The organism is Pseudomonas sp. S2_C03 (genome assembly GCF_054668405.1).
The window spans coordinates 2,641,415-2,659,740 of sequence record NZ_CP162766.1 but is presented as its reverse complement, the minus strand read 5'-3'; the positions used below and the strand labels follow the sequence as shown (position 1 = coordinate 2,659,740).

The 18,326-nt window shown below is 60.6% G+C and carries 17 protein-coding genes and 2 pseudogenes; 6 read left to right on the top strand and 13 right to left on the bottom strand.

Annotation, left to right across the window (positions count from 1 at the left end; all coding sequences use genetic code 11):
- Positions 1–86 precede the first annotated feature (86 nt).
- Positions 87–1,037: pseudogene (locus AB4N64_RS12000) on the bottom strand (methyl-accepting chemotaxis protein); the annotation flags it as partial.
- 348 nt (positions 1,038–1,385) lie between these two features.
- A pseudogene (locus AB4N64_RS11995) lies at positions 1,386–1,685 on the bottom strand (PAS domain-containing protein); the annotation flags it as partial.
- Positions 1,686–1,889: 204 nt separating this feature from the next.
- On the opposite strand from AB4N64_RS11995, the gene AB4N64_RS11990 reads away from it, so the two are divergent.
- The gene (locus tag AB4N64_RS11990; protein ID WP_460125731.1) at positions 1,890–2,552 is read left to right on the top strand and encodes an ATPase; all 663 of its coding nucleotides are present in this window, start codon (positions 1,890–1,892) and stop codon (positions 2,550–2,552) included.
- A 72-nt stretch (positions 2,553–2,624) separates the two neighbouring features.
- Positions 2,625–3,413, top strand: coding sequence for a DeoR/GlpR family DNA-binding transcription regulator (locus AB4N64_RS11985; RefSeq protein ID WP_460125730.1), 789 nt, complete (start codon positions 2,625–2,627; stop codon positions 3,411–3,413).
- Here AB4N64_RS11985 and AB4N64_RS11980 read toward each other — a convergent pair.
- Positions 3,398–4,297 (bottom strand): bestrophin family protein, encoded by a 900-nt coding sequence (locus tag AB4N64_RS11980; protein WP_460125728.1) that lies wholly within the window; start codon positions 4,295–4,297, stop codon positions 3,398–3,400. The genes AB4N64_RS11985 and AB4N64_RS11980 overlap by 16 nt on opposite strands.
- On the bottom strand, positions 4,294–5,148 hold the full coding sequence (locus AB4N64_RS11975) for a CAP domain-containing protein (RefSeq protein ID WP_460125726.1): 855 nt from the start codon (positions 5,146–5,148) through the stop codon (positions 4,294–4,296). Before AB4N64_RS11975 ends, AB4N64_RS11980 begins: the two co-directional genes overlap by 4 nt.
- 196 nt (positions 5,149–5,344) lie before the next feature.
- On the opposite strand from AB4N64_RS11975, the gene AB4N64_RS11970 reads away from it, so the two are divergent.
- Positions 5,345–5,959: a cell wall hydrolase gene (locus AB4N64_RS11970; protein WP_460126723.1), complete on the top strand. Its 615-nt coding sequence runs from the start codon at positions 5,345–5,347 to the stop codon at positions 5,957–5,959.
- A gap of 60 nt (positions 5,960–6,019) precedes the next feature.
- Here the strand turns inward: AB4N64_RS11970 and AB4N64_RS11965 are convergent, their stop codons facing one another.
- The 3 genes from AB4N64_RS11965 to AB4N64_RS11955 are packed head-to-tail and all read right to left on the bottom strand — an operon-like array spanning position 6,020 to position 7,558.
- Positions 6,020–6,730 (bottom strand): dienelactone hydrolase family protein, encoded by a 711-nt coding sequence (locus tag AB4N64_RS11965; RefSeq protein ID WP_460125724.1) that lies wholly within the window; start codon positions 6,728–6,730, stop codon positions 6,020–6,022.
- A 54-nt stretch (positions 6,731–6,784) separates the two neighbouring features.
- Positions 6,785–7,300 carry an HvfX family Cu-binding RiPP maturation protein gene (locus AB4N64_RS11960; protein ID WP_460125722.1) on the bottom strand — a complete coding sequence of 172 codons (516 nt, stop codon included), beginning with the start codon at positions 7,298–7,300 and terminating at the stop codon, positions 6,785–6,787.
- Between the two features lie 54 nt (positions 7,301–7,354).
- The gene (locus AB4N64_RS11955; protein ID WP_460125720.1) at positions 7,355–7,558 is read right to left on the bottom strand and encodes an HvfA family oxazolone/thioamide-modified RiPP metallophore; all 204 of its coding nucleotides are present in this window, start codon (positions 7,556–7,558) and stop codon (positions 7,355–7,357) included.
- A 319-nt stretch (positions 7,559–7,877) separates the two neighbouring features.
- On the opposite strand from AB4N64_RS11955, the gene AB4N64_RS11950 reads away from it, so the two are divergent.
- Positions 7,878–9,380, top strand: a complete 1,503-nt coding sequence (locus AB4N64_RS11950) for an aldehyde dehydrogenase family protein (protein WP_460125718.1) — start codon at positions 7,878–7,880, stop codon at positions 9,378–9,380.
- A 7-nt stretch (positions 9,381–9,387) separates the two neighbouring features.
- On the opposite strand, the gene AB4N64_RS11945 is transcribed toward AB4N64_RS11950, so the two are convergent.
- Positions 9,388–9,690 (bottom strand): hypothetical protein, encoded by a 303-nt coding sequence (locus AB4N64_RS11945; protein ID WP_460125717.1) that lies wholly within the window; start codon positions 9,688–9,690, stop codon positions 9,388–9,390.
- Positions 9,691–9,781: 91 nt separating this feature from the next.
- Here AB4N64_RS11945 and AB4N64_RS11940 point away from each other — a divergent pair, with 91 nt between their 5' ends.
- On the top strand, positions 9,782–9,916 hold the full coding sequence (locus AB4N64_RS11940) for a hypothetical protein (RefSeq protein WP_460125715.1): 135 nt from the start codon (positions 9,782–9,784) through the stop codon (positions 9,914–9,916).
- Positions 9,917–9,948: 32 nt separating this feature from the next.
- Here the strand turns inward: AB4N64_RS11940 and AB4N64_RS11935 are convergent, their stop codons facing one another.
- Together AB4N64_RS11935 and AB4N64_RS11930 are read right to left on the bottom strand one after the other, a co-directional pair.
- Complete coding sequence (locus AB4N64_RS11935) at positions 9,949–10,278, bottom strand: hypothetical protein (protein WP_460126722.1); 330 nt, start codon at positions 10,276–10,278, stop codon at positions 9,949–9,951.
- A 538-nt stretch (positions 10,279–10,816) separates the two neighbouring features.
- Positions 10,817–12,766 carry a DNA topoisomerase III gene (locus AB4N64_RS11930; RefSeq protein ID WP_460125713.1) on the bottom strand — a complete coding sequence of 650 codons (1,950 nt, stop codon included), beginning with the start codon at positions 12,764–12,766 and terminating at the stop codon, positions 10,817–10,819.
- A gap of 248 nt (positions 12,767–13,014) precedes the next feature.
- Here AB4N64_RS11930 and AB4N64_RS11925 point away from each other — a divergent pair, with 248 nt between their 5' ends.
- On the top strand, positions 13,015–13,383 hold the full coding sequence (locus tag AB4N64_RS11925; RefSeq protein WP_460125711.1) for a DUF427 domain-containing protein: 369 nt from the start codon (positions 13,015–13,017) through the stop codon (positions 13,381–13,383).
- A gap of 32 nt (positions 13,384–13,415) precedes the next feature.
- On the opposite strand, the gene lldD is transcribed toward AB4N64_RS11925, so the two are convergent.
- The 3 genes from lldD to AB4N64_RS11910 form a co-directional block, all read right to left on the bottom strand.
- Positions 13,416–14,570: an FMN-dependent L-lactate dehydrogenase LldD gene (lldD, locus tag AB4N64_RS11920; RefSeq protein ID WP_460125709.1), complete on the bottom strand. Its 1,155-nt coding sequence runs from the start codon at positions 14,568–14,570 to the stop codon at positions 13,416–13,418.
- Between the two features lie 193 nt (positions 14,571–14,763).
- On the bottom strand, positions 14,764–16,386 hold the full coding sequence (locus tag AB4N64_RS11915; protein WP_460125707.1) for an MFS transporter: 1,623 nt from the start codon (positions 16,384–16,386) through the stop codon (positions 14,764–14,766).
- Between the two features lie 151 nt (positions 16,387–16,537).
- Positions 16,538–18,229: a GMC family oxidoreductase gene (locus tag AB4N64_RS11910; RefSeq protein WP_460125705.1), complete on the bottom strand. Its 1,692-nt coding sequence runs from the start codon at positions 18,227–18,229 to the stop codon at positions 16,538–16,540.
- Positions 18,230–18,326: the final 97 nt, after the last annotated feature.

Genomic DNA, 18,326 nt, shown 5'->3' with positions numbered 1-18,326 from the left:
CAGCCAGCCAGCGTCATCGTTGACGACCATCGCGACGGTTCGACGCCTCGACGTGCTCGCTCCTACAGGGGTTGGTGTTGGATGGATCAGCGGTTGAACCGCTCCACCAACGAGTATTGCGTCACCGCCGTCTGGGTCAGCTCCTTGCTCAAGTCCGCCGAATGCCGGGCCTGCTCGGACGTCTGGTCAGCCAAGGTGGCGATGGTGGTGATGTTGCGGCTGATTTCCTCGGCGACGGCGGTCTGCTCCTCGGTTGCGGCAGCAATCTGGGTGGTCATCTCAGTGATGTTGGCCACCGCGTCACTGATACCCACCAGGGCCTTGTCCGCTTCAAGCACCCAATTCACACCTTCTTCGGCCTGGCGATGACCGCTTTCCATGATTTTCACCGCGTTGCTGGACGAGACCTGCAACCTGGAAATCAGGTTGTGGATCTGCGCGGTTGACTCGGTGGTGCGCTGTGCCAGTTGCCGCACTTCATCGGCGACCACGGCGAAACCACGCCCCATCTCGCCGGCGCGCGCAGCCTCGATGGCGGCGTTCAGGGCCAACAGGTTGGTCTGGTCGGCGATGCCTTTGATGACGTCCACCACCATGCCGATTTCGTTGCTGTCCCTGGCCAGTTGCGCGACTGTCTCCCCGGTCTCGCCCACAACAGTCGAGAGGCGCTGGATGGCTTCGCGGGTATCGCGGGCCACCTCGCGTCCACGCCCGGTCAACACATTGGCTTGCTGGGTGGCATCCGCCGTGCGTTGGACATGGCTGGCGACTTCCTGGGTGGTCGCGGCCATCTGGTTGACCGCCGTCGACACCTGCTCGGTCTCGACCCGCTGGCGTTCCAGGCCTCGGGAGCTGTCGGTCGCCAGGCCGTCGGACCTGCCGGCCAGGCCGGTGAGTTGTTCGGCCGTGTCCTGCAAACGGGTCAGGCAGGTCTTCAGGCGCGAAGCCTGGCTGACGAAGGCGGTTTCGAGGCGTGCCTGGGGACCACGAGCGTCGCTGTACATTTTTGCGATCAACCCGTCAGACGTGGTGGCTTCGGACATTTGCAACACGTGCAGCGCGCCTTGATTGCGTCGACGCGATACCAGCACGGCGAGGGGTGCTGACACCGCGACCGCCAGGATGGCGGCCGGTACAGGGCCGAGCAGGGCGCCGCCCAGGGTACCTGTCGCGCCCATCGCCAGCAGCGGCAGCCAGTCGAGGAGGGCGGGTAGCCATTTATCGCTGCCCGGCAGCGCCGCCTTGCCTTCACTGATGCGTTTGTAGAGCACTTGCGCACGGCGTATCTGATCGGCGTCAGGTTTCACCCGTACCGATTCGTAACCGACGATTTTGCTGCCGTCGAACACCGGCGTGACATACGCATTGACCCAATAATGGTCGCCGTTGCACGAGCGATTCTTGACGATGCCCATCCAGGGCTTGCCTTGCTTGAGCGCGCTCCACATATGGGCAAAGACAGCGGGGGGCACATCGGGGTGGCGAACGATATTCTGGGGGGCACCGATCAGATCCGAGCGGTTGAAACCGCTGATCTCGACGAAGGCGTCGTTGCAATAAGTGATGTTGCCCTGGGCGTCGGTTGTCGAGATGAGTTTCTGCTGAGGTCCCAGGGCAACTTCATGCTGCGTGACTGGTTGGTTGTTTCTCAATCTGTGTTGCTCCTTTTGCTGTTGCAGATCCATCGGCTGTCCGAAGTGAAAGGTTAGCAAGGAGAAAGAAAAACACCTGCTGTACGTCGGAAAAACGTCAGTGATGTCGTTTTGCGATCATCTGGATGCAATCATTCGTTTAATCGATGACCACCATCAACAAACGCAAGTTCTGTTTTTTCGCCAAGGGAGGAGGATGGGCACATACCGAATTCGCCTTTGTAAGGAACCCGCGCGATGAAAATGCCTACATGGCTGGTCCTTCTTGCTGTACTGACTGGCGGCTTAACCGCCACGGCCCAGGCCGCTGAACCTTCCTGCCATTTCCTGCCGGTTACCGACAGCAGTGCCACGTTGCAGTCCGGGCAGTCGGTGGGTGTGCTCTACAGCGAGAATACCTTCGACACACTGGCCTACCTTGAGCAATACCATACGGTAGCGCTCAAGGGCGCGAGCAATCCGGCACTGGACTCGCGCATCAGCTCGGCTTTTGTCAGCAGTTCCGACCCGAAACGGGCCATCGACTGGTTACTCGGCTCGCTGCACAAGGAGTTTGCGTCGGTAACGGTCTACGACAACCTCGATGCACTGGTGGACGCCCACCCTGACGTGGTGGTGATGCTCGACACTTACAGTCGGTTGGTGTCCAAGGGTAACAACCAGGTAGAAGCGCGCTTCCTGGCCAAGTTCTACGATTCGAACCTGCAATATATCGGCAAGGCTGAAGGTTCACAGGCGCAGCAAATGCCATCGGTCTGGGTGCAGGGTAAGGCAGCGCCGGAGATCGCCGCGCAGATAGACCAGCAAACGGCATTGCAAGTGAACGCACTTCAGCAATTTGATGCTTCGCTCAAGGCATTGGTGACCGCCGGGAATGTCGCCCAGGTTGCGAGCAATTGATCACGTTGCAGCGTTTGCCATTGTGAAAGGGTTTGGCTAATCTCGCACAAACCCGCACGTTCAGGCATTACCATGCACGAGTCGCATTCCGTCACTGATCTGCCGCATCTTCGCCGGCAGAAAATCCTGTTGATTCTCGAGCGTGACGGCAAAGTCATGTCTGGCGAGTTGAGCCAGCATTTCGCCGTCTCCGAAGACACCATTCGCCGCGACTTGTCCGAACTGGCCACGGCAGGCCTGGTCCAGCGCGTCCATGGCGGGGCGCTGCCCAGGCCGAAAGACACGGGCAAGGACTACTTTACCCGGGTCAGTGAAACCGATGAGACCAAGACCCGGTTGGCGCAACTGGCTGCGGGCCGGGTTGAAGATGGTCAGATCGTCATGTTCGACTCCGGCAGCACCACCTTGCAGATCGCTCGTTCGTTGCGCCACGACATCACCATCACCGCCGTCACCCCATCGCCGATGACCGCGATCACCCTGGCCGAATACCCGGGCATCAAAGTGATCCTCGCCGGTGGTCAATTGAACCTGGCTACCCTGTCGGTCAGCGGTCACGAAACCGTGCGCCTGTTGCAGGGGATCAAGGCCGACCTGCTGTTCACCGGAGTCTGCGCGATCCATCCGGAGGTGGGCATCAGCTCGCTGCATTTTGACGAAACGCCAGTGAAGCAGGCGTTGATCGACAGCGCTTCACAGGTGGTCGCCGTCACCACGGCGGACAAGTTGGGGGCGGTAGAGCCCTTTGTAGTCGCCCCGTGCGATCGCATCCACACCTTGATCACCGAGCACCATGTGGCATCGGGTGATATCGACGACTATCGCAAGCTGGGCATCGAGGTGATTCAGCTCAGCACATAGTCAACCGGGACGAGCACGGGCGGCAGGTTCGTGTCGCCCAGGGCCGCCAACACGTCGCGCTCGATGTTGCGCACGATGGCCTGCGTCGGCAGGTCGTTTTCGTCGCGTCCGAATGGATCTTCCAGTTCATCGCCAATCGCGTCCAGGCCAAAGAAGGTGTAGCTGACGATGGCGGTGAACAGCGGGGTCAACCAGCCCAGCGATTCCGCCATCGCAAAGGGCAGGAGGATGCAGAACAGGTAGGTGGTGCGGTGGAGCAACAGGGTGTAGGCGAACGGTAAAGGCGTGTGCTTGATCCGCTCACACACGGCTTGGGCATGGGTCAGGCTGGTCAGGTGATTGGCCATGATCGTATAGCGCCACTCACTGATCGCCCCGGATTCGACCAGCGTCGAACATTGTTGGCCGACGTTATCCAGAATGCGGCCACTGATGTCCGGTGCGTTGCCGTCCGGCTGCGGCTCAAGCCAGCCGTTGGCGGCCTCCAGTTCGTTGCGAGCGTGCAGCCTGGCATTCAACGCATAGGTGAACCCGCAGAGGTTGCGCAGAATGGCCTGGCGTTGGGCCGGGTCCTTGATGACCTGGCTTTCGCGGATCATCGAACGGATCGCCACCGTCATATCGCCCCAGGCCTTGCGCGCTTCATACCAGCGGTCGTAACAGGCGTTGTTGCGAAAGCTCATGAAGATCGACAGCGATAGACCCAGTAGCGTGAAAGGCGTCGCGTTGACCTTGGCGAAGTAGTTCGGTTGCAGCGTTTCCACCAGCACGATGGCCGATGCCAGCAGCGTCACCATCAGGCAACGCAGGACAATCTTCTTGAAAATCGAACCCTTGAGCGACGTGAGAATGTTGATCAGGTTGGGTTTTGGGCGGACGATCATTGCGCCGCACCGAACATCGTTGTCCAGTAAATCCCCGAGTCACTTTTCGGGTCCGCCGCGTACGCTGCGCCCAGTTCCTGATACTGCGGGTTCATCAGGTTGGCGCAGTGACCGGGGCTGGCGACCCAGCCTGCGACTACGCGCGCCACGCTGTCCTGACCAGCGGCGATGTTTTCGCCCACCCATTGGCCGCTGTAGCCGGCCAGTTCTGCGCGGTCACCCGGTGTACGACCGTCGCGGTCCTTGTGATCGAAGTAATTGTTGTTGGCCATCGAGCGCGAGTGTTCTTCGGCAGCCGACGCCAGCACAGGGTTCCAGGTCAGCGGTGGTGCAGCACCAAAGGATTGAGTGCCACATTGGCGTGGCTGACTGCGGGCGGCGTTGAGTTCGGTGAGCAGCTTCTGGCCTTCGGCCTGCGAGGTGCCCAGGCGTGCGCTCAGCAGCGGACGGGCGACCACGATGCGCCAGTTGCGGTCATCGCGGCTCACGCCGATGTCGACAAATTGCGGGTCGAGCACGATCTGGCAAAAGCTTTCCTGGATCGCCTTGAACGCTGACGCCGCATCCCGTGGTCCGGCCAGCGTGATGGCCTGCACATTCTTCATCGGGTACCCCGCGCTCACCATGGCCTGCTGCAAATTGCCAATGCTGGTGGCGGACAGCGCCAGTCGTGGGTCGCCCGCCAGCGGCGGCAACTCAGACGACACCTGGCCGGCACAACGCTGTATCTGGCTGCGGTAGTCGTTGATCGAATCGATCAGTTGTTTCTCATCGGCCGCCAGCGCCTGGGCGGCGAACAGCAGGCTCAATGACAACGTGGCAAGACGCAAAACGGATGGCAGGACACCCATGGAAACCTCCCTTGATCGGACTTCGCACATGATGCGCGATGACACCCCGGTTTGCGCAATGCCTTTTACGCGAAATGCACTGCAGAGGGCGCCATGCTAAATGGCAATTGGCAACTACACTGAGGCCATGTCGCCCGAACGACGCTGTGTGCCGACATTGTGTTGATTGAATCCGCCTCATTTGAAAGGGTTGATCATGCGATTTTTCTCGATGGCAGCTTGCATCGCACTCACACTACTCAGCGGCCAGGTATCGGCCACTGAACAGGAACAGAAAGCTGCAGAAAACAAGGCAGAAGTACTCGAAGAGAAAGCGGCGCAGAAGGAGGGTGATCTGCCGGTGCCCAAGGCCGAAGCCATTACCACTTCCGAGGTGCAGGCGGTCGATCCGGCGGGCGTGGCACCACTGGATGACGCTATCACTTGCCTGGCTCGTTCCATTTATTGGGAGGCCAAGGGCAAATCCACATCCGACATGGAAGCGGTCGCCAGCGTGGTGATGAATCGCCTGGGGCACGAAGGATTTCCGGACACGGTGTGCGCGGTGGTCAAACAAGGCTCGGAAAGCAAGAACTGCCAGTTTTCATGGTGGTGCGACGGGCGTCCCGACACGGTCCAGGAAGCCACGCAGTACGCCATCGCCAAGGAAATCGCGCGCAAGGCGCTGAACAAGCAACTCAACGACCGCACCCATGGCGCGATGTATTTTCACGATCGCAACGTGAAGCCTGACTGGGCAAGGAAATACATCAGGACCGCAGAGACAAAGATGTTTCTCTTCTACAAGCCCAAAGGTGGGGATGCACGATAACCCGGCTAACACCTGGCCCCTGTAGGAGCGAGCTTGCTCGCGCCCACAGGGGGTCAGGGTTCAATCGCCGTTTGGCATTTCCATACCCAGGAAAATCAACGTATTGCCATGGGCTTCCGCCGCTGCACGCTGGTTGTAGCTGTCGCGATGCGAGCAGTTGAAACCGTGTTCCGCGTCCGGATACACGATGATTTCCACGTTGTCGTTGTCGTCCAGACGCTGGGCGATCAATTCCACATCGTCCAGGGAAATGTGGCTGTCCTTCTCGCCGAATTGCAGCAGCAACGGCACCTGGATGTCATCGGCGCGATCCAGTTGATTCTGGATCCCGCCGCCGTAGTAGGCGATGGCCACGTCCACCAGGCCGTTGGCGGCGGTGAGATACGACAGCAGTCCGCCGAAGCAGTAACCGATGGAAGCGACGCCGCCCTCATGGTTCGGCAGGGCCTTGAGGGCATCGATGGTCAGCTCGATGTCCTTTTGCGCCTTGACGATGTCGGTGGCGTTCATCAATTCGACGGCGCGAGTCCAGCCGGCCTGGTCGTAGCTCAGCTCGATACGCTTGCCTTCGCGCCAGAACAGGTCCGGTGCGAGCACCACGTAGCCGTCGGCGGCGTATTGCTCGGCGACAGAGCGAATGTGTTCGTTGACACCGAAAATTTCCTGGATCAGCACGATCCCCGGGCCTTTCAGGGTATGCGGGATCGCCAGGTAGGCGCCGAATTTACCTTCGGCGCTGTCGATCTCGATCCATTGGGTGGTCACGCTCATGGTGGCTCCTGTCTACGCAAGTGAGTGGAACGTACAGGCTGCCACATTAACATTTCACTGATGGTTGCGGCGCCAGAAATATCGGGCGAGCAAGGCGTCCAGGCTGAGTTTGCCGGGACCCGACAGCAAAAGCGGGAGCATGGCGGCGAGGTAGATCAGCGGCAGTTTGAAATTGCCGTGACCCTTGTTAGTGATGGCGTAACCCTGGGCAAGTTCACTCAGTGTCGACCAATCGGACGGCCAGTGGACTGCTGCGGTTGCCACCACCGTGACCACGATCAGGACGATCGCCGAGATGCGTGTCCCCAAACCAACCAGGATGGCGAGGGCGCAGATCAGTTCGGCCCACATTGACAGTTCCCAGTTCAGCGTGGCGGGCAGTTGGTCGAACGGAAACGGAAAGCGCTCCTGAATGTCGGCGAACCAGTTTTCGCCATTCCATTTTTCCAGGCCGGACTCGAAGAACTCCCAGGCGATAAACATCCTCAAGGCGAGGGGAGCGAGCCACACGCCGGCACGGTCAAGATTGAGGTGCAGGCCTTTGACGGCTGATGAGATTGCGGTGTTCATGGACTGGATCTCCATTCAGTCAGTGATGCGGGGCTCGACGGCCCCGCGCAGGGTTCATTCGCCGGCGCCGCACTTGCCTTCGCCGCATTTACCTTCAGCGGGTTTTTCGGTGCCGTCGGCCTGAACCTGGCTGTAGCCGTGGGCCAGCTGTTTCATGCTGAACGCCTCGGATTCGGAAGCCGATGCCACGTTGGCCAGGGCCAGGCCGCCAGCGACGATCAGGCCGAGGGTCAGGGAAGAGGTCGAGAGCTTGAACATGGTGATACTCCATGCATTGAGTGAGTTGAGTGTCTGGGTTGGCTGAGCCAGTCGACAGGCGTATTTCATCAATGGGGTGTATCTGCGATGTGTCGCTGGGGGCGGGTTTTGTTGAGGGGTGTGTCGAGAACGGGGGTTTATACACTGGGATACACTCCACTGCAGGAGCTGGCTTGTCGAACCGTCGCGAAGGCCGTTAAACGATCACGCTGGGTGCCCGATGCCTCGCGGTGTTCTTGATTCCATCGCGAGCGTGCTCGCTCCTACCGGGAGTTTGCTATACATTTCCTGGCCGCCCACTGCATGGTGAAACCGTTTCATGTCTCTCGCGCTCGAACGTCTAGTCGCTGGTACGCCTATCCCTTTCGCTGGTAACCGCGTCACCGTGGTCAGCCCCGAACTGGCCTTGCGCTTTCAGCCCGGGGACCACCTGTTGGTGGAGCAGGTCAGTGGCGAACTGTTGCTGATCCCCGTCGCGGACCAGAAGGCTGCGGCGGTGGCGATCGAGCGCGCGCAAGCGGCGTTCACGGCGATGTCGGCGGTGTCGGATGAGGCCATCAGCGAGTTCTTCGACCTGTTCGCCCAGCGCCTGGACGATCAGGATTGCTGGGACTTGATCGAGGCAGCCAACCTGGCCGATATCGAGTGGGCCAAGTCACGGGGGCGTTCGACCACGCGTCTGCTGGCCGATGAGCGCATGCGCCGGGACATGATCGCCGGCCTCAGGGCCTGGCGCGATGCACCTGCCACGCGCGGCAAGGTGATCAGTTGCGTCGAACACGAAGGCTGGAAAGTCGAGCAGGTGGTTTCACCGCTGGGCATTGTCGCGTTCGTCTTTGAAGGCAGGCCGAACGTTTTCGCCGACGCCGCGGGTGTGCTGCGCACTGGCAACACTGCGGTGCTGCGCATTGGCAGCGATGCCTTGGGCACGGCGCAAGCCATCGTCGCCCACGCCTTGAATCCTGCGTTGAGCGCCGCCGGTTTGCCGGTGGGGGCGGTGTCGCTGGTGGAAAGTGTCAACCACGCCGCCGGCTGGGCGATGTTCGCCGACCGGCGCCTGTCGCTGGCCGTGGCCCGGGGCTCGGGACGTGCAGTCAGCCAATTGGGCAGCATCGCCCAGCAGGCCGGCACCGCCGTGAGCCTCCACGGCACTGGCGGCGCCTGGTTGATCGCCGACCAGGACGCCGATGCCACGCGATTTGCCGCTGTGGTGCGCAACTCCCTGGATCGCAAGGTCTGCAACACCCTCAACGTCTGCCTGATTCACCGCGACCGCGCCGCCGAGCTGGTGCCGTTGTTCTTGCAGGCATTGAAAGCCGCCGGTGCGGCACGGGATGAAGGCTGCAAATTGCACATTGTCGAGGGCAGCGAGTCTTGCCTGCCTTTTGAATGGCGACACGCAACGGTCGAGGTTTGCCGTGCGGAGGGCTACCAGGCCGAGGCCATGGCCGAGCCGCTGTCTGAGGATCAGTTGGGTCGCGAATGGGAATGGGAAGAGACCCCGGAAGTCAGCCTGAAAATCGTTGACGACCTGGACAGCGCCATCGCCTTGTTCAATCACTACAGCCCCCAGTTCACCGTGTCGCTGATCAGTGAAACGCCTGAAGCGCACGAGCGTTTCTATAATGCGGTCAACGCACCGTTTGTGGGCAACGGCATCACCCGTTGGGTCGACGGCCAGTACGCGCTGAACAAACCGGAGCTGGGTCTTTCGAACTGGGAGAGCGGCCGCCTGTTTGCCCGTAGCGCCATTCTCTCGGGCGATGGCGTGTTCACTGTCCGCAGTCGCATGACCCAGACCGATCTGTCGGTCAAGCGCTAGGCGAGGATCAGTCGTCGACTGACTGGCACGTCCCATTGGGTGCCTTGCCGGTCGATGACACCTCCACCGAGTCGTCATCGGCGATCACGATCGACAGGGTAATGCCCGATCCCTTGGCTTCGAAGCTGCGGTCGGTGAGCGCGCGGGTTTCGGCTTCCTTGCTGTTGATCAGCACCGGCCCGTCCTGATCGGCCTGGACGAGGAATTTGCCGGGGCATTCCACGGCGAAGGAGGGCACGCCCTGAACATTGTTGGCCTGGGCCGCACCTGCCCCCACCAGCAACAGCGCAGCGATCAACTTGGTTCTCATTGCACATCTCCAATGGACGACATCGCGTGTGGTTAACGATAGCTGCGTTTGGCGGTTCCACATGCTCACACATAACCCTGTAGGAGCGAGCATGCTCGCGATGGAGGCCAACGATAACGCTGGCTACCTGACGCTCAGCGGTGTCTGGACCTCCATCGCGACGGTTCGACGCCTCGACAAGCTCGCTCCTACAGGTGCTACAAATAAAAAGGCCCCGCTCGAATAATCGAGCGGGGCCTTTTCAGTTAAGCGACTTAATTAATAAAACCGGTCAATCACCTGAACTTCGTTCTTGTTCTGCATCGAGTCCCAGGCCTGTTTGAGTGTTTGGAAAACACTGCCGATGAAATCTTTGTCGGCCGCGGCTTTCTTGCCGACGTAACCCTGGCCGCGACGGTACATCTTCAGGCGCGCCACCAGGTTCTCGTGGTTCTGTTCAAACTCGGCTTCGTGGGCGTGGGGCGCCAGGCAGTCGATCTGAACCTGGCCCGATTTGCTGATCCACAGGATATGGCTGTCATGGCTGTCTTTTTGCGCAGCGAACATACGAGCCAATTCATCGATGGTTGGTTGATTGTTCAGGTTCATCATTAAAGCCCCCTTGACCATTTGGTGATCTTTTTCAAAGTTGATTCGCTAATACAGTTAGCCCATCGGTTAGTTGATCCCTGGCACCGAAACCAGGACGTCAGCAGTCGTCCGCCGAAATTGGCGGGGCCTGCGTCTGTTGCATGTAGTCGTGTTGAATAACTGCTACGCAATAGCGTCACAACGAGGAGAAGCAGCGATAACCTTCAGGCCACTACCGACGTTTCACGGTCGGCCACAAGCTTCATGAGGATTGATCGCCAGCGCTTCTCGTCCTTGTACTGGACGTTCGGGCCAGGTCAGCTTCTTCAATCTGCCTTGTGGGCAGCGTGTATCCGGGAAAAACAGCTCGGCGGTCAGACGAGCTTGCTCAAACATGTTGCCTTACTCCCGATCGGGGAGATGGCTGCATCATGCAAGGGCAAATCGAAGTCGTCAACGGTTTTGTAGTGATTTTTTCAAGTCACTACATATTGTCTGACAAAGCTGTTTGGAATGAGAGGATGGAACTCGCGGCAGGTTTGGCAGGGGCCGCGCATCAAGCCTTGCCCGCTGGTTTTGCCGCCCGTTTGCGGCCTGTCACCGGCTTGCCCTTGGCAGACTTGCGCTTGTTTTTCCACGGTGTGGCGCCGCGTCCGGCCGGGCTTGCCGGCCCGCTGATGGTCAGGTTCAGCCCGGCGCAGCGGGCGACCTGCTTGCTCATCCACGCGGCTTGCTTGGTGACGAACTCTTCGAGGCTCATTTCTCCGCTTTGCACCATGTCCAGCGCCTGTTCCCAGATGGCCGTGGTGCCGGGGTCGGCGATGGCGCGAGGCACCGCATCGATCAGGCTGAACGCGGCCGGTGTCGCGGCCAGGGCCTTGCCATGCTTGATCAGGTAACCCCGGTCGAGGAGGCCCTGGATGATCGAGGCGCGAGTGGCTTCGGTGCCGATGCCGGTGGTGTCCTTGAGCTTCTGTTTGAGCACTGGGTCCTCCACCAGTTTGGCGACGTTCTTCATCGCCTTGATCAAGTCGCCTTCGGTAAAGGGTTTGGGTGGTTGGGTCCAGAGGTCCTTGAGCTTCACCTCGGCCACCGCACATTTGCCCCCCTCGCAGAGTAGGGGCAGGGTTTGTGGCACCGGCGCTTCGCGGCCCCTGGCCGGGGCGAGGGCTTCAGGCAGGGCGCGTTTCCAGCCCGGTTCGACGATCTGCTTGCCGACGGCGCGCAAGGCTTGGCCGGCGCAGTCGAAGTCGGCCTGGGTGCGGTCGAATTCATGATCGGGCAGGAACTGCGCGAGGTAGCGTGCGCGGATCAGGGTATAAACCGCGCGCTGCTTGCCGGCGAGCCGTTCAAGATTTTTTGCCGCTGCGGTGGGAATGATGCCGTGGTGGGCGCTGACTTTTGCGTCGTTCCACGCCCGTGAGCGACACGCAGGTTGCAGGTGCTCGTGCAACGCTTCGAGCGTCGAATCCGCCTGCCTCAACGCCGCCAGGATGCCCGGCGCTTCGCTGTGCTGGCTAAGCGGCAAGTAGCCGCAATCGCTGCGCGGGTAGGTGATGACCTTGTGGGTTTCGTACAGCGCCTGGGCGATGTCCAGGGTTTCCTGTGCGCCCAGGCCGAGCTTCTTCGAACACACTTCCTGCAACGTACCAAGATCGAATGGCAGCGGCGCCACTTCACGCAGGCGCTCGGTGCGCAGCCTGGTTACCCTGGCATTCGCAGCACTGGACAACGCCGTTGACGCCTGTTGCGCGATAGCCTGATTGAGGCAACGGTCCTGGTCGTCACAGGCGTGGGAGGGTGCACGCCACTGCGCGGTGAATGTGCTGCCCTCGTGCCGCAGCTGCACGTCGATGGCCCAGTAGGCAACGGGGACGAAATCAGCAATGCTGCGGTCGCGGTCCACCACCAGCCGCAGCGTCGGCGTTTGCACCCGGCCGACGGGCAACACCCCCTGATAACCGGACTGGCGTCCAAGCAGGGTGAACAAGCGGCTCATGTTCATGCCGATCAGCCAGTCGGCCCGCGAACGGCCCAGCGCCGAGTGATACAGGCTGAACGTCTCGGCGCCTGGCTTTAACGCAGCCATCGCCTTGCGGATCGAAGCATCATCCAGTGCCGACAGCCACAGGCGCTGGATCGGTCCACGATAACGGCAGTGCTCAACGAGTTCCCGGGCGATCATTTCGCCCTCACGGTCGGCGTCGGTGGCGATCACCAACTCATCAGCCTCGCCGAGCAGACGTTTGACGGCCTTGTACTGGCTGGCCGTGCGCGGCTTGACGGTCATTTTCCATTTGTCCGGGATGATCGGCAGGTCGGCCAGCACCCAGCGCTTGTAGCGTGTGTCGTAGGCATCCGGCGCAGCGGTTTCCAGCAGGTGTCCGATGCACCAGGTGACCGTGACTCCCGTTCCCAGCCAGCACCCGTCGCCACGGCGCTTGGCGCCGAGCACGGCGGCAATGTCTTTGGCCTGGGAAGGTTTTTCACAGAGGTACAGCCGCATGACCACCAACGCTCATCAATAATTGCCGGAAGGTGCACAGAATGGCGGCTGATGAGCGACGGAGCAATCTTTATCTGTATGGATGTACAGTTTGTGTGTCAGGCGAGGCCGTATTCTGCGTGCCATCGACGAGAGTGGACGCCAGCCTCCGTTCGGCTGCGAAGCCGTCGTCATGGCTGAATGTGGGTTATACCTGACAGGGTGTCGTCTCGATTTTCAGGTTCACTTCGTGCCGAGGAATGCATTACATGAAGAGCTCAGGTCCCAGTCCTGTCATTACCATCGCCGAGCAGCCGGGCTGCGTGATGGTGAAGTTTCACGGTGTCGAAGTGGCGGCGTCCACCCGGACACTGGTGTTGCTGGAAGCCAACTATCCGCCGGTGTATTACCTGCCACTGGATGACATTGAGGATGAGTATTACGTGCGTACCGACCACACCAGTTACTGCCCGTACAAGGGCGATGCGAGCTATTTCAGCCTGAAGGTCGAGGGGCACGAGGCGCAAAATGCGGTGTGGAGCTACGAAGAGCCCAAGGTGTCGGTGGCGCAGATCAAGAACTACGTGGCGTTCTATCCGGACAAGGTCACCTTCGAGCTGCTTCCGGACGTTGGTTGAGCGAGGCGCCCTGCGCTGGCAGGGCGCGAGTATCAATCCTTGAGTTCGCGCGCCGCTTGCACCAGCGTCGTGGAATCGATCTGGTCAATCGAGGTGACGCCCGTCAGCGTCATCGCCACGCGCATTTCCCTGGCGAAGATGTCGAGCATGTTTTCAACCCCACGCTGGCCATCGGCAGCCAGTGCATAGGCCATGGATCGACCCAGCAGGACGCCTTTGGCACCCAGGGCGAGCATGCGCACCACGTCGAGCCCCGAGCGGATGCCAGAATCGACCAGCACCGTCAGGTCGTCGCCAATTGCTTGCTTGATCGGTGGCAAGGCCTTGGTGGTGGACAGCACGCCATCGAGTTGTCGGCCACCGTGGTTCGACACGACAATCCCGTCCGCACCAAAACTCACGGCGTCCCGGGCATCCTGGGGGTCGAGGATGCCCTTGATGATCATTGGCCCCTGCCAGAAATCCCGAATCCATTCCAGGTCGCTCCAGCTGATTGACGGGTCGAAGTTGTTGGCGAGCCAACCCATGTAGTCTTCCAGGGTGACGGCTTTGCCCAGATACCTCGAAATATTGCCCAGGTCGTGGGGGCGGCCCATGACGCCGACGTTGAAGGCCCAGTCGGGGCGAGTGATGGCCTGAAGGATCCGACGCGAGGAGGCGAACGGCCCGGACATGCCTGAATGGGCATCCCGGTACCGTGCGCCGGGCGTTGGCATGTCCACGGTGAATACCAGGTTTTTTATCCCTGCGGCCTTGGCCCGCTCCAGGGCGTTGCGCATGAAACCGCGGTCCTTCAGCACATACAGCTGGAACCAGATGGTTTGCTCGGTCTGGCTCGTGACTTCTTCGATGGAGCACACCGAGACCGTCGACAGGCACAGCGGGATGCCTTTGTTTTGGGCGGCCTTGACTGCCTGAACTTCACCGCGACGGGCGAACATACCGGTCAACCCGACCGGTGCGAGGACGATGGGCATTGCCAACGGTTGGTCGAACAGAGTGGTTTCCAGGCTCAGGGATTCGACGTTTTTGAGGATGCGCTGGCGCAGGCTGATGCCTGAGAGGTCGGCGCTGTTAGCCCTCAGCGTATGCTCGGCGTAGGCGCCACCATCGATGTAGTCGAACAGGAAACGGGGAAGTTTGCGGCGTGCGGCCTCGCGATAGTCGGATGCGGAGGAAATGATCATGGGGCCTCGTTCGGGCAGGTGGCGGGGCGATGGTGCAAGAGTAGCGAAAGCGAAAGGTTTTGTGGGCACGATCAAGACTATTGTGGGAGCGGGCTTGCTCGCGATAGCGGTGTGCCAGTGACCGTTGATGTATCTGACACACCGCTATCGCGAGCAAGCCCGCTCCCATAGGGGGGAGGGGCTGCGGGCTAAATCAGTTGTTGTTCAAATCCACCTGCTTGGTCTCACGCAGACAGATCATCCCCACCACCAGGCTCACCGCCGTGATCAGCACCGGGTACCAGAGACCATAGAAAATATCGCCGGTGTACACCACCAGCGCAAACGACACCGTCGGCAGGAAACCACCGAACCAGCCATTGCCGATGTGATACGGCAGGGACATCGAGGTATAGCGGATGCGCGTGGGGAACAGCTCTACCATCAGGGCGGCCAGGGGACCGTAGCACATGGCCGAGATGATGATCAGCGCGACGATCAGCGCCACGATCATGGTCTTGTTGATCGACTGGGTGTCGGCCTGTGATGGATAGCCGGCCAGCGTCACGGCGCCACGCAGGGCCGCTTCGTCATAACCCTCGATCTTCACGTCGCCGATGCTGATCTGCACATTGCTGCCGGCGGGTGCGGCTTCGCTGCTGTAGGGCAGGCCCTGTTTGACCAGGAAAGTCTTGACCTTGTCGCAAGGGCTGTCGAATTTGGCCTTGCCCACCGGGTCGAACTGGAAGGTGCAGGTGGCCGGGTCGGCGTGCACCGTGATCGGCGCCTGGCGGCTGGCCAGGTCGATGGCCGGGTTGGCATAGTGGGCCAGGGTCTTGAAGATGGGGAAGTACAGCACCGTGGCCAGCAGCAGGCCGAGCATCAGCACCGGTTTGCGCCCGACCTTGTCCGACAGCCAGCCGAAGAAGATGAAGAACGGCGCGCCGATGGTCACGCTGATGATCAGCAGTGTGTTGGCCACCGCAGGGTCCATTTTCAGGAACTGGGTGAGAAAGAACAGCACATAGAATTGCGCGGCGTAGAAGGTCACGGCCTGCCCGGCGTTAATGCTGAACAAGGCGATCAGCACGACCTTGAGGTTTTCCCATTTGCCGAACGAGTCACGCAGCGGCGACTTGCACAGCTTGCCTTCTTCTTTCATTTTCACGAACGCGGGGGATTCGTGCAGGCTCAGGCGGATCCAGGTGGAGATGCCCAGCAGCACGATGGAAAACAGGAACGGAATGCGCCAGCCCCAGACTTCGAATTGATCACCGGTGAAATAGCGGCAGCCGAGCACCACCAGCAACGACAGCAGCAGCCCCAGCGTGGCCGTGGACTGAATCCAGCTGGTGTGGAAACCGCGCTTGTCGATGGGGGCATGTTCGGCGACGTAAGTCGCTGCGCCGCCGTATTCGCCACCCAGGGCCAAGCCCTGGAGCATGCGCAGCACCACAAGGATGATCGGTGCGGCAATGCCGATGCTGGCGTAGGTCGGCAGCAGGCCGACGCAAAACGTCGCCACGCCCATCAGGACAATGGTGGCGAGAAATGTGTATTTACGCCCGATCATGTCCCCCAACCGGCCGAACACCAATGCACCAAACGGCCGCACGATGAAACCGGCAGCGAAGGCCATCAGGGCGAAAATGAATGCGGTGGTGTCGTTCACCCCTGCGAAAAACTGCTTGCTGATCACTGCCGCGAGGGCGCCGTAGAGGAAGAAGTCATACCACTCGAACACCGTCCCGAGCGATGAGGCAAAGATGACTTTGCGGGTGTCGCGGCCAATGTCGGCGCTGCGCGTGATGTTGAGTGGCTGAACATGTTCTGACATATCGGTTCCCTCACAGTGATTGTTTTTGTTGTTCCACTGTCGGCACCTGCCTTGTGGGCGGGTGCCGCTTCCTGTCGCACACATCTCCTGTAGGAGCGAGCTTGTCGAGGCGTCGAACCGTCGCGATGGTCGTCAACGATGACACGGGGTGTCAGGATGCCAACGTTGTCTGGTCCTCCATCGCGACGGTGAGACGATTCGACTTGCTCGCTCCTACAGAGTTTGGATTATCAATTCGTGTCGCTGCCTCAAGGATCATCTGCGCCGCCTTCTCGGCAATCATCAGCGTCGGCGTGCAGGTATTGCCCGAGGTGATGCGCGGCATGATCGACGCGTCGGCCACCCGCAAACCGGGAATGCCGTGGACCTTGAGTTGCGCATCGACCACTGCGTCCGCACCGTTGCCCATCCGGCACGTGCCGACCGGATGGAAGATGGTCGTGCCGATGCGTCCGGCAGCCTCGTGCAACTGTTCTTCACTCTGCAAACTCTGGCCAGGCAGGTACTCCATTGGCTTGAACGCTTGCAACGCCGGCGCTGAGACGATGCGCCGGGTCAGGCGAATCGCGTCGGCCGCCACGCGCAGGTCCTGGGGGTGACTCAGGTAGTTCGGCTGAATCAACGGCGCCTGCTGTGGGTCGGTCGAGCGGATGTCGACGCGACCACGACTCTGTGGGCGCAAGTCGCAGACTGATGCGGTGAAGGCGGGGAAGGGGTGCAACGGCTCGCCAAAGCGCTCCAGCGACAGCGGTTGCACATGGTATTCAAGGTTGGCCGAGGTCTGTTCCGGCCCCGATCGGGCAAACGCACCGAGCTGGCTTGGGGCCATCGACAGCGGCCCGCTGCGGTCATACAGGTAGCGCAGGCCCATGCCCATCTTGCCCCACACGCTGGCGGCAATCTGGTTGAGGGTACGGGCGTTTTCCAGTTTGTAGATCAGTCGCAGTTGCAGGTGATCCTGCAGGTTGCCGCCGACCCCCGCAAGCTCATGGACGACACCGATGCCGAGTGTTTCCAGAAGGGGACGAGGGCCGATGCCGGAGCGTTGCAGGATACCGGGGGAGCCGACAGCACCCGCACACAGAATGATTTCCCGCCGTGCCTTGAAGCTTTTTGCCTGGCCTTGCCAACGGGCGGTGACGGCCGAGGCGCGTCCGTTTTCCAACAGCACGCGATCCACTTCGACTTCGGTCAGTACGATGAGGTTGGGGCGTTGGCGGATCGGCTTGAGAAACGCCTTGGCCGCGTTCCAGCGAACGCCGCCTTTCTGATTGACCTGGAAGTAACCGCAACCTTCATTGTCGCCCTGGTTGAAGTCATCGACGCTGGCGATGCCGCTTTGCTCGGCAGCGTTGCGAAAGGCATCGAGAATCGGCCATGACAGGCGCTGGCGCTCGACGCGCCACTCACCGCTGGCACCGTGGGCTATCGAATCGCCCGCAAAATGGTTTTCACTTTTCCTGAACAGCGGCAATACGTCGTTCCAGGCCCAGCCAGGGTTGCCATCGGCCGCCCAGCCATCGTAGTCGCCACTCTGGCCACGCATGTAGATCATGCCGTTGATTGACGAGCAGCCACCGAGCACCTTGCCTCGGGGGTAACTGAGTGCCCGTCCTTGCAGGCCCGATTGCGCCTCGGTCTTGAAGCACCAGTCGGTGCGCGGATTGCCGATGCAGAACAGGTAACCGACGGGAATGTGAATCCATGGGTAGTTGTCGCGGCCACCGGCCTCCAGCAACAGCACGCGATGTTGCGGGTTCGCCGACAGGCGATTGGCCAACAAACAACCGGCCGGCCCGGCCCCGACCACGATGTAGTCGAACTCATCAAGGGAAGTCTGCATCCTTGACCTCTATTTTTGTTCTTGTTGTCGGTCATCCTAGTTGTTAGCTTTCGACAAAAGAATGTTAGTTTTTGCGCAGCTGCTGTGCGTTTTTAAA

Bases quoted from the DNA above. Each gene is read 5' to 3' on its own strand.
- AB4N64_RS11990 (WP_460125731.1), top strand. From the start codon at position 1,890: ATGAAAATGCCTACATGGCTGGTCCTTCTTGCTGTACTGACTGGCGGC.
- AB4N64_RS11985 (WP_460125730.1), top strand. From the start codon at position 2,625: ATGCACGAGTCGCATTCCGTCACTGATCTGCCGCATCTTCGCCGGCAG.
- AB4N64_RS11980 (WP_460125728.1), bottom strand. From the start codon at position 4,297: ATGATCGTCCGCCCAAAACCCAACCTGATCAACATTCTCACGTCGCTC.
- AB4N64_RS11975 (WP_460125726.1), bottom strand. From the start codon at position 5,148: ATGGGTGTCCTGCCATCCGTTTTGCGTCTTGCCACGTTGTCATTGAGC.
- AB4N64_RS11970 (WP_460126723.1), top strand. From the start codon at position 5,345: ATGCGATTTTTCTCGATGGCAGCTTGCATCGCACTCACACTACTCAGC.
- AB4N64_RS11965 (WP_460125724.1), bottom strand. From the start codon at position 6,730: ATGAGCGTGACCACCCAATGGATCGAGATCGACAGCGCCGAAGGTAAA.
- AB4N64_RS11960 (WP_460125722.1), bottom strand. From the start codon at position 7,300: ATGAACACCGCAATCTCATCAGCCGTCAAAGGCCTGCACCTCAATCTT.
- AB4N64_RS11955 (WP_460125720.1), bottom strand. From the start codon at position 7,558: ATGTTCAAGCTCTCGACCTCTTCCCTGACCCTCGGCCTGATCGTCGCT.
- AB4N64_RS11950 (WP_460125718.1), top strand. From the start codon at position 7,878: ATGTCTCTCGCGCTCGAACGTCTAGTCGCTGGTACGCCTATCCCTTTC.
- AB4N64_RS11945 (WP_460125717.1), bottom strand. From the start codon at position 9,690: ATGAGAACCAAGTTGATCGCTGCGCTGTTGCTGGTGGGGGCAGGTGCG.
- AB4N64_RS11940 (WP_460125715.1), top strand. From the start codon at position 9,782: ATGCTCGCGATGGAGGCCAACGATAACGCTGGCTACCTGACGCTCAGC.
- AB4N64_RS11935 (WP_460126722.1), bottom strand. From the start codon at position 10,278: ATGAACCTGAACAATCAACCAACCATCGATGAATTGGCTCGTATGTTC.
- AB4N64_RS11930 (WP_460125713.1), bottom strand. From the start codon at position 12,766: ATGCGGCTGTACCTCTGTGAAAAACCTTCCCAGGCCAAAGACATTGCC.
- AB4N64_RS11925 (WP_460125711.1), top strand. From the start codon at position 13,015: ATGAAGAGCTCAGGTCCCAGTCCTGTCATTACCATCGCCGAGCAGCCG.
- lldD (WP_460125709.1), bottom strand. From the start codon at position 14,570: ATGATCATTTCCTCCGCATCCGACTATCGCGAGGCCGCACGCCGCAAA.
- AB4N64_RS11915 (WP_460125707.1), bottom strand. From the start codon at position 16,386: ATGTCAGAACATGTTCAGCCACTCAACATCACGCGCAGCGCCGACATT.
- AB4N64_RS11910 (WP_460125705.1), bottom strand. From the start codon at position 18,229: ATGCAGACTTCCCTTGATGAGTTCGACTACATCGTGGTCGGGGCCGGG.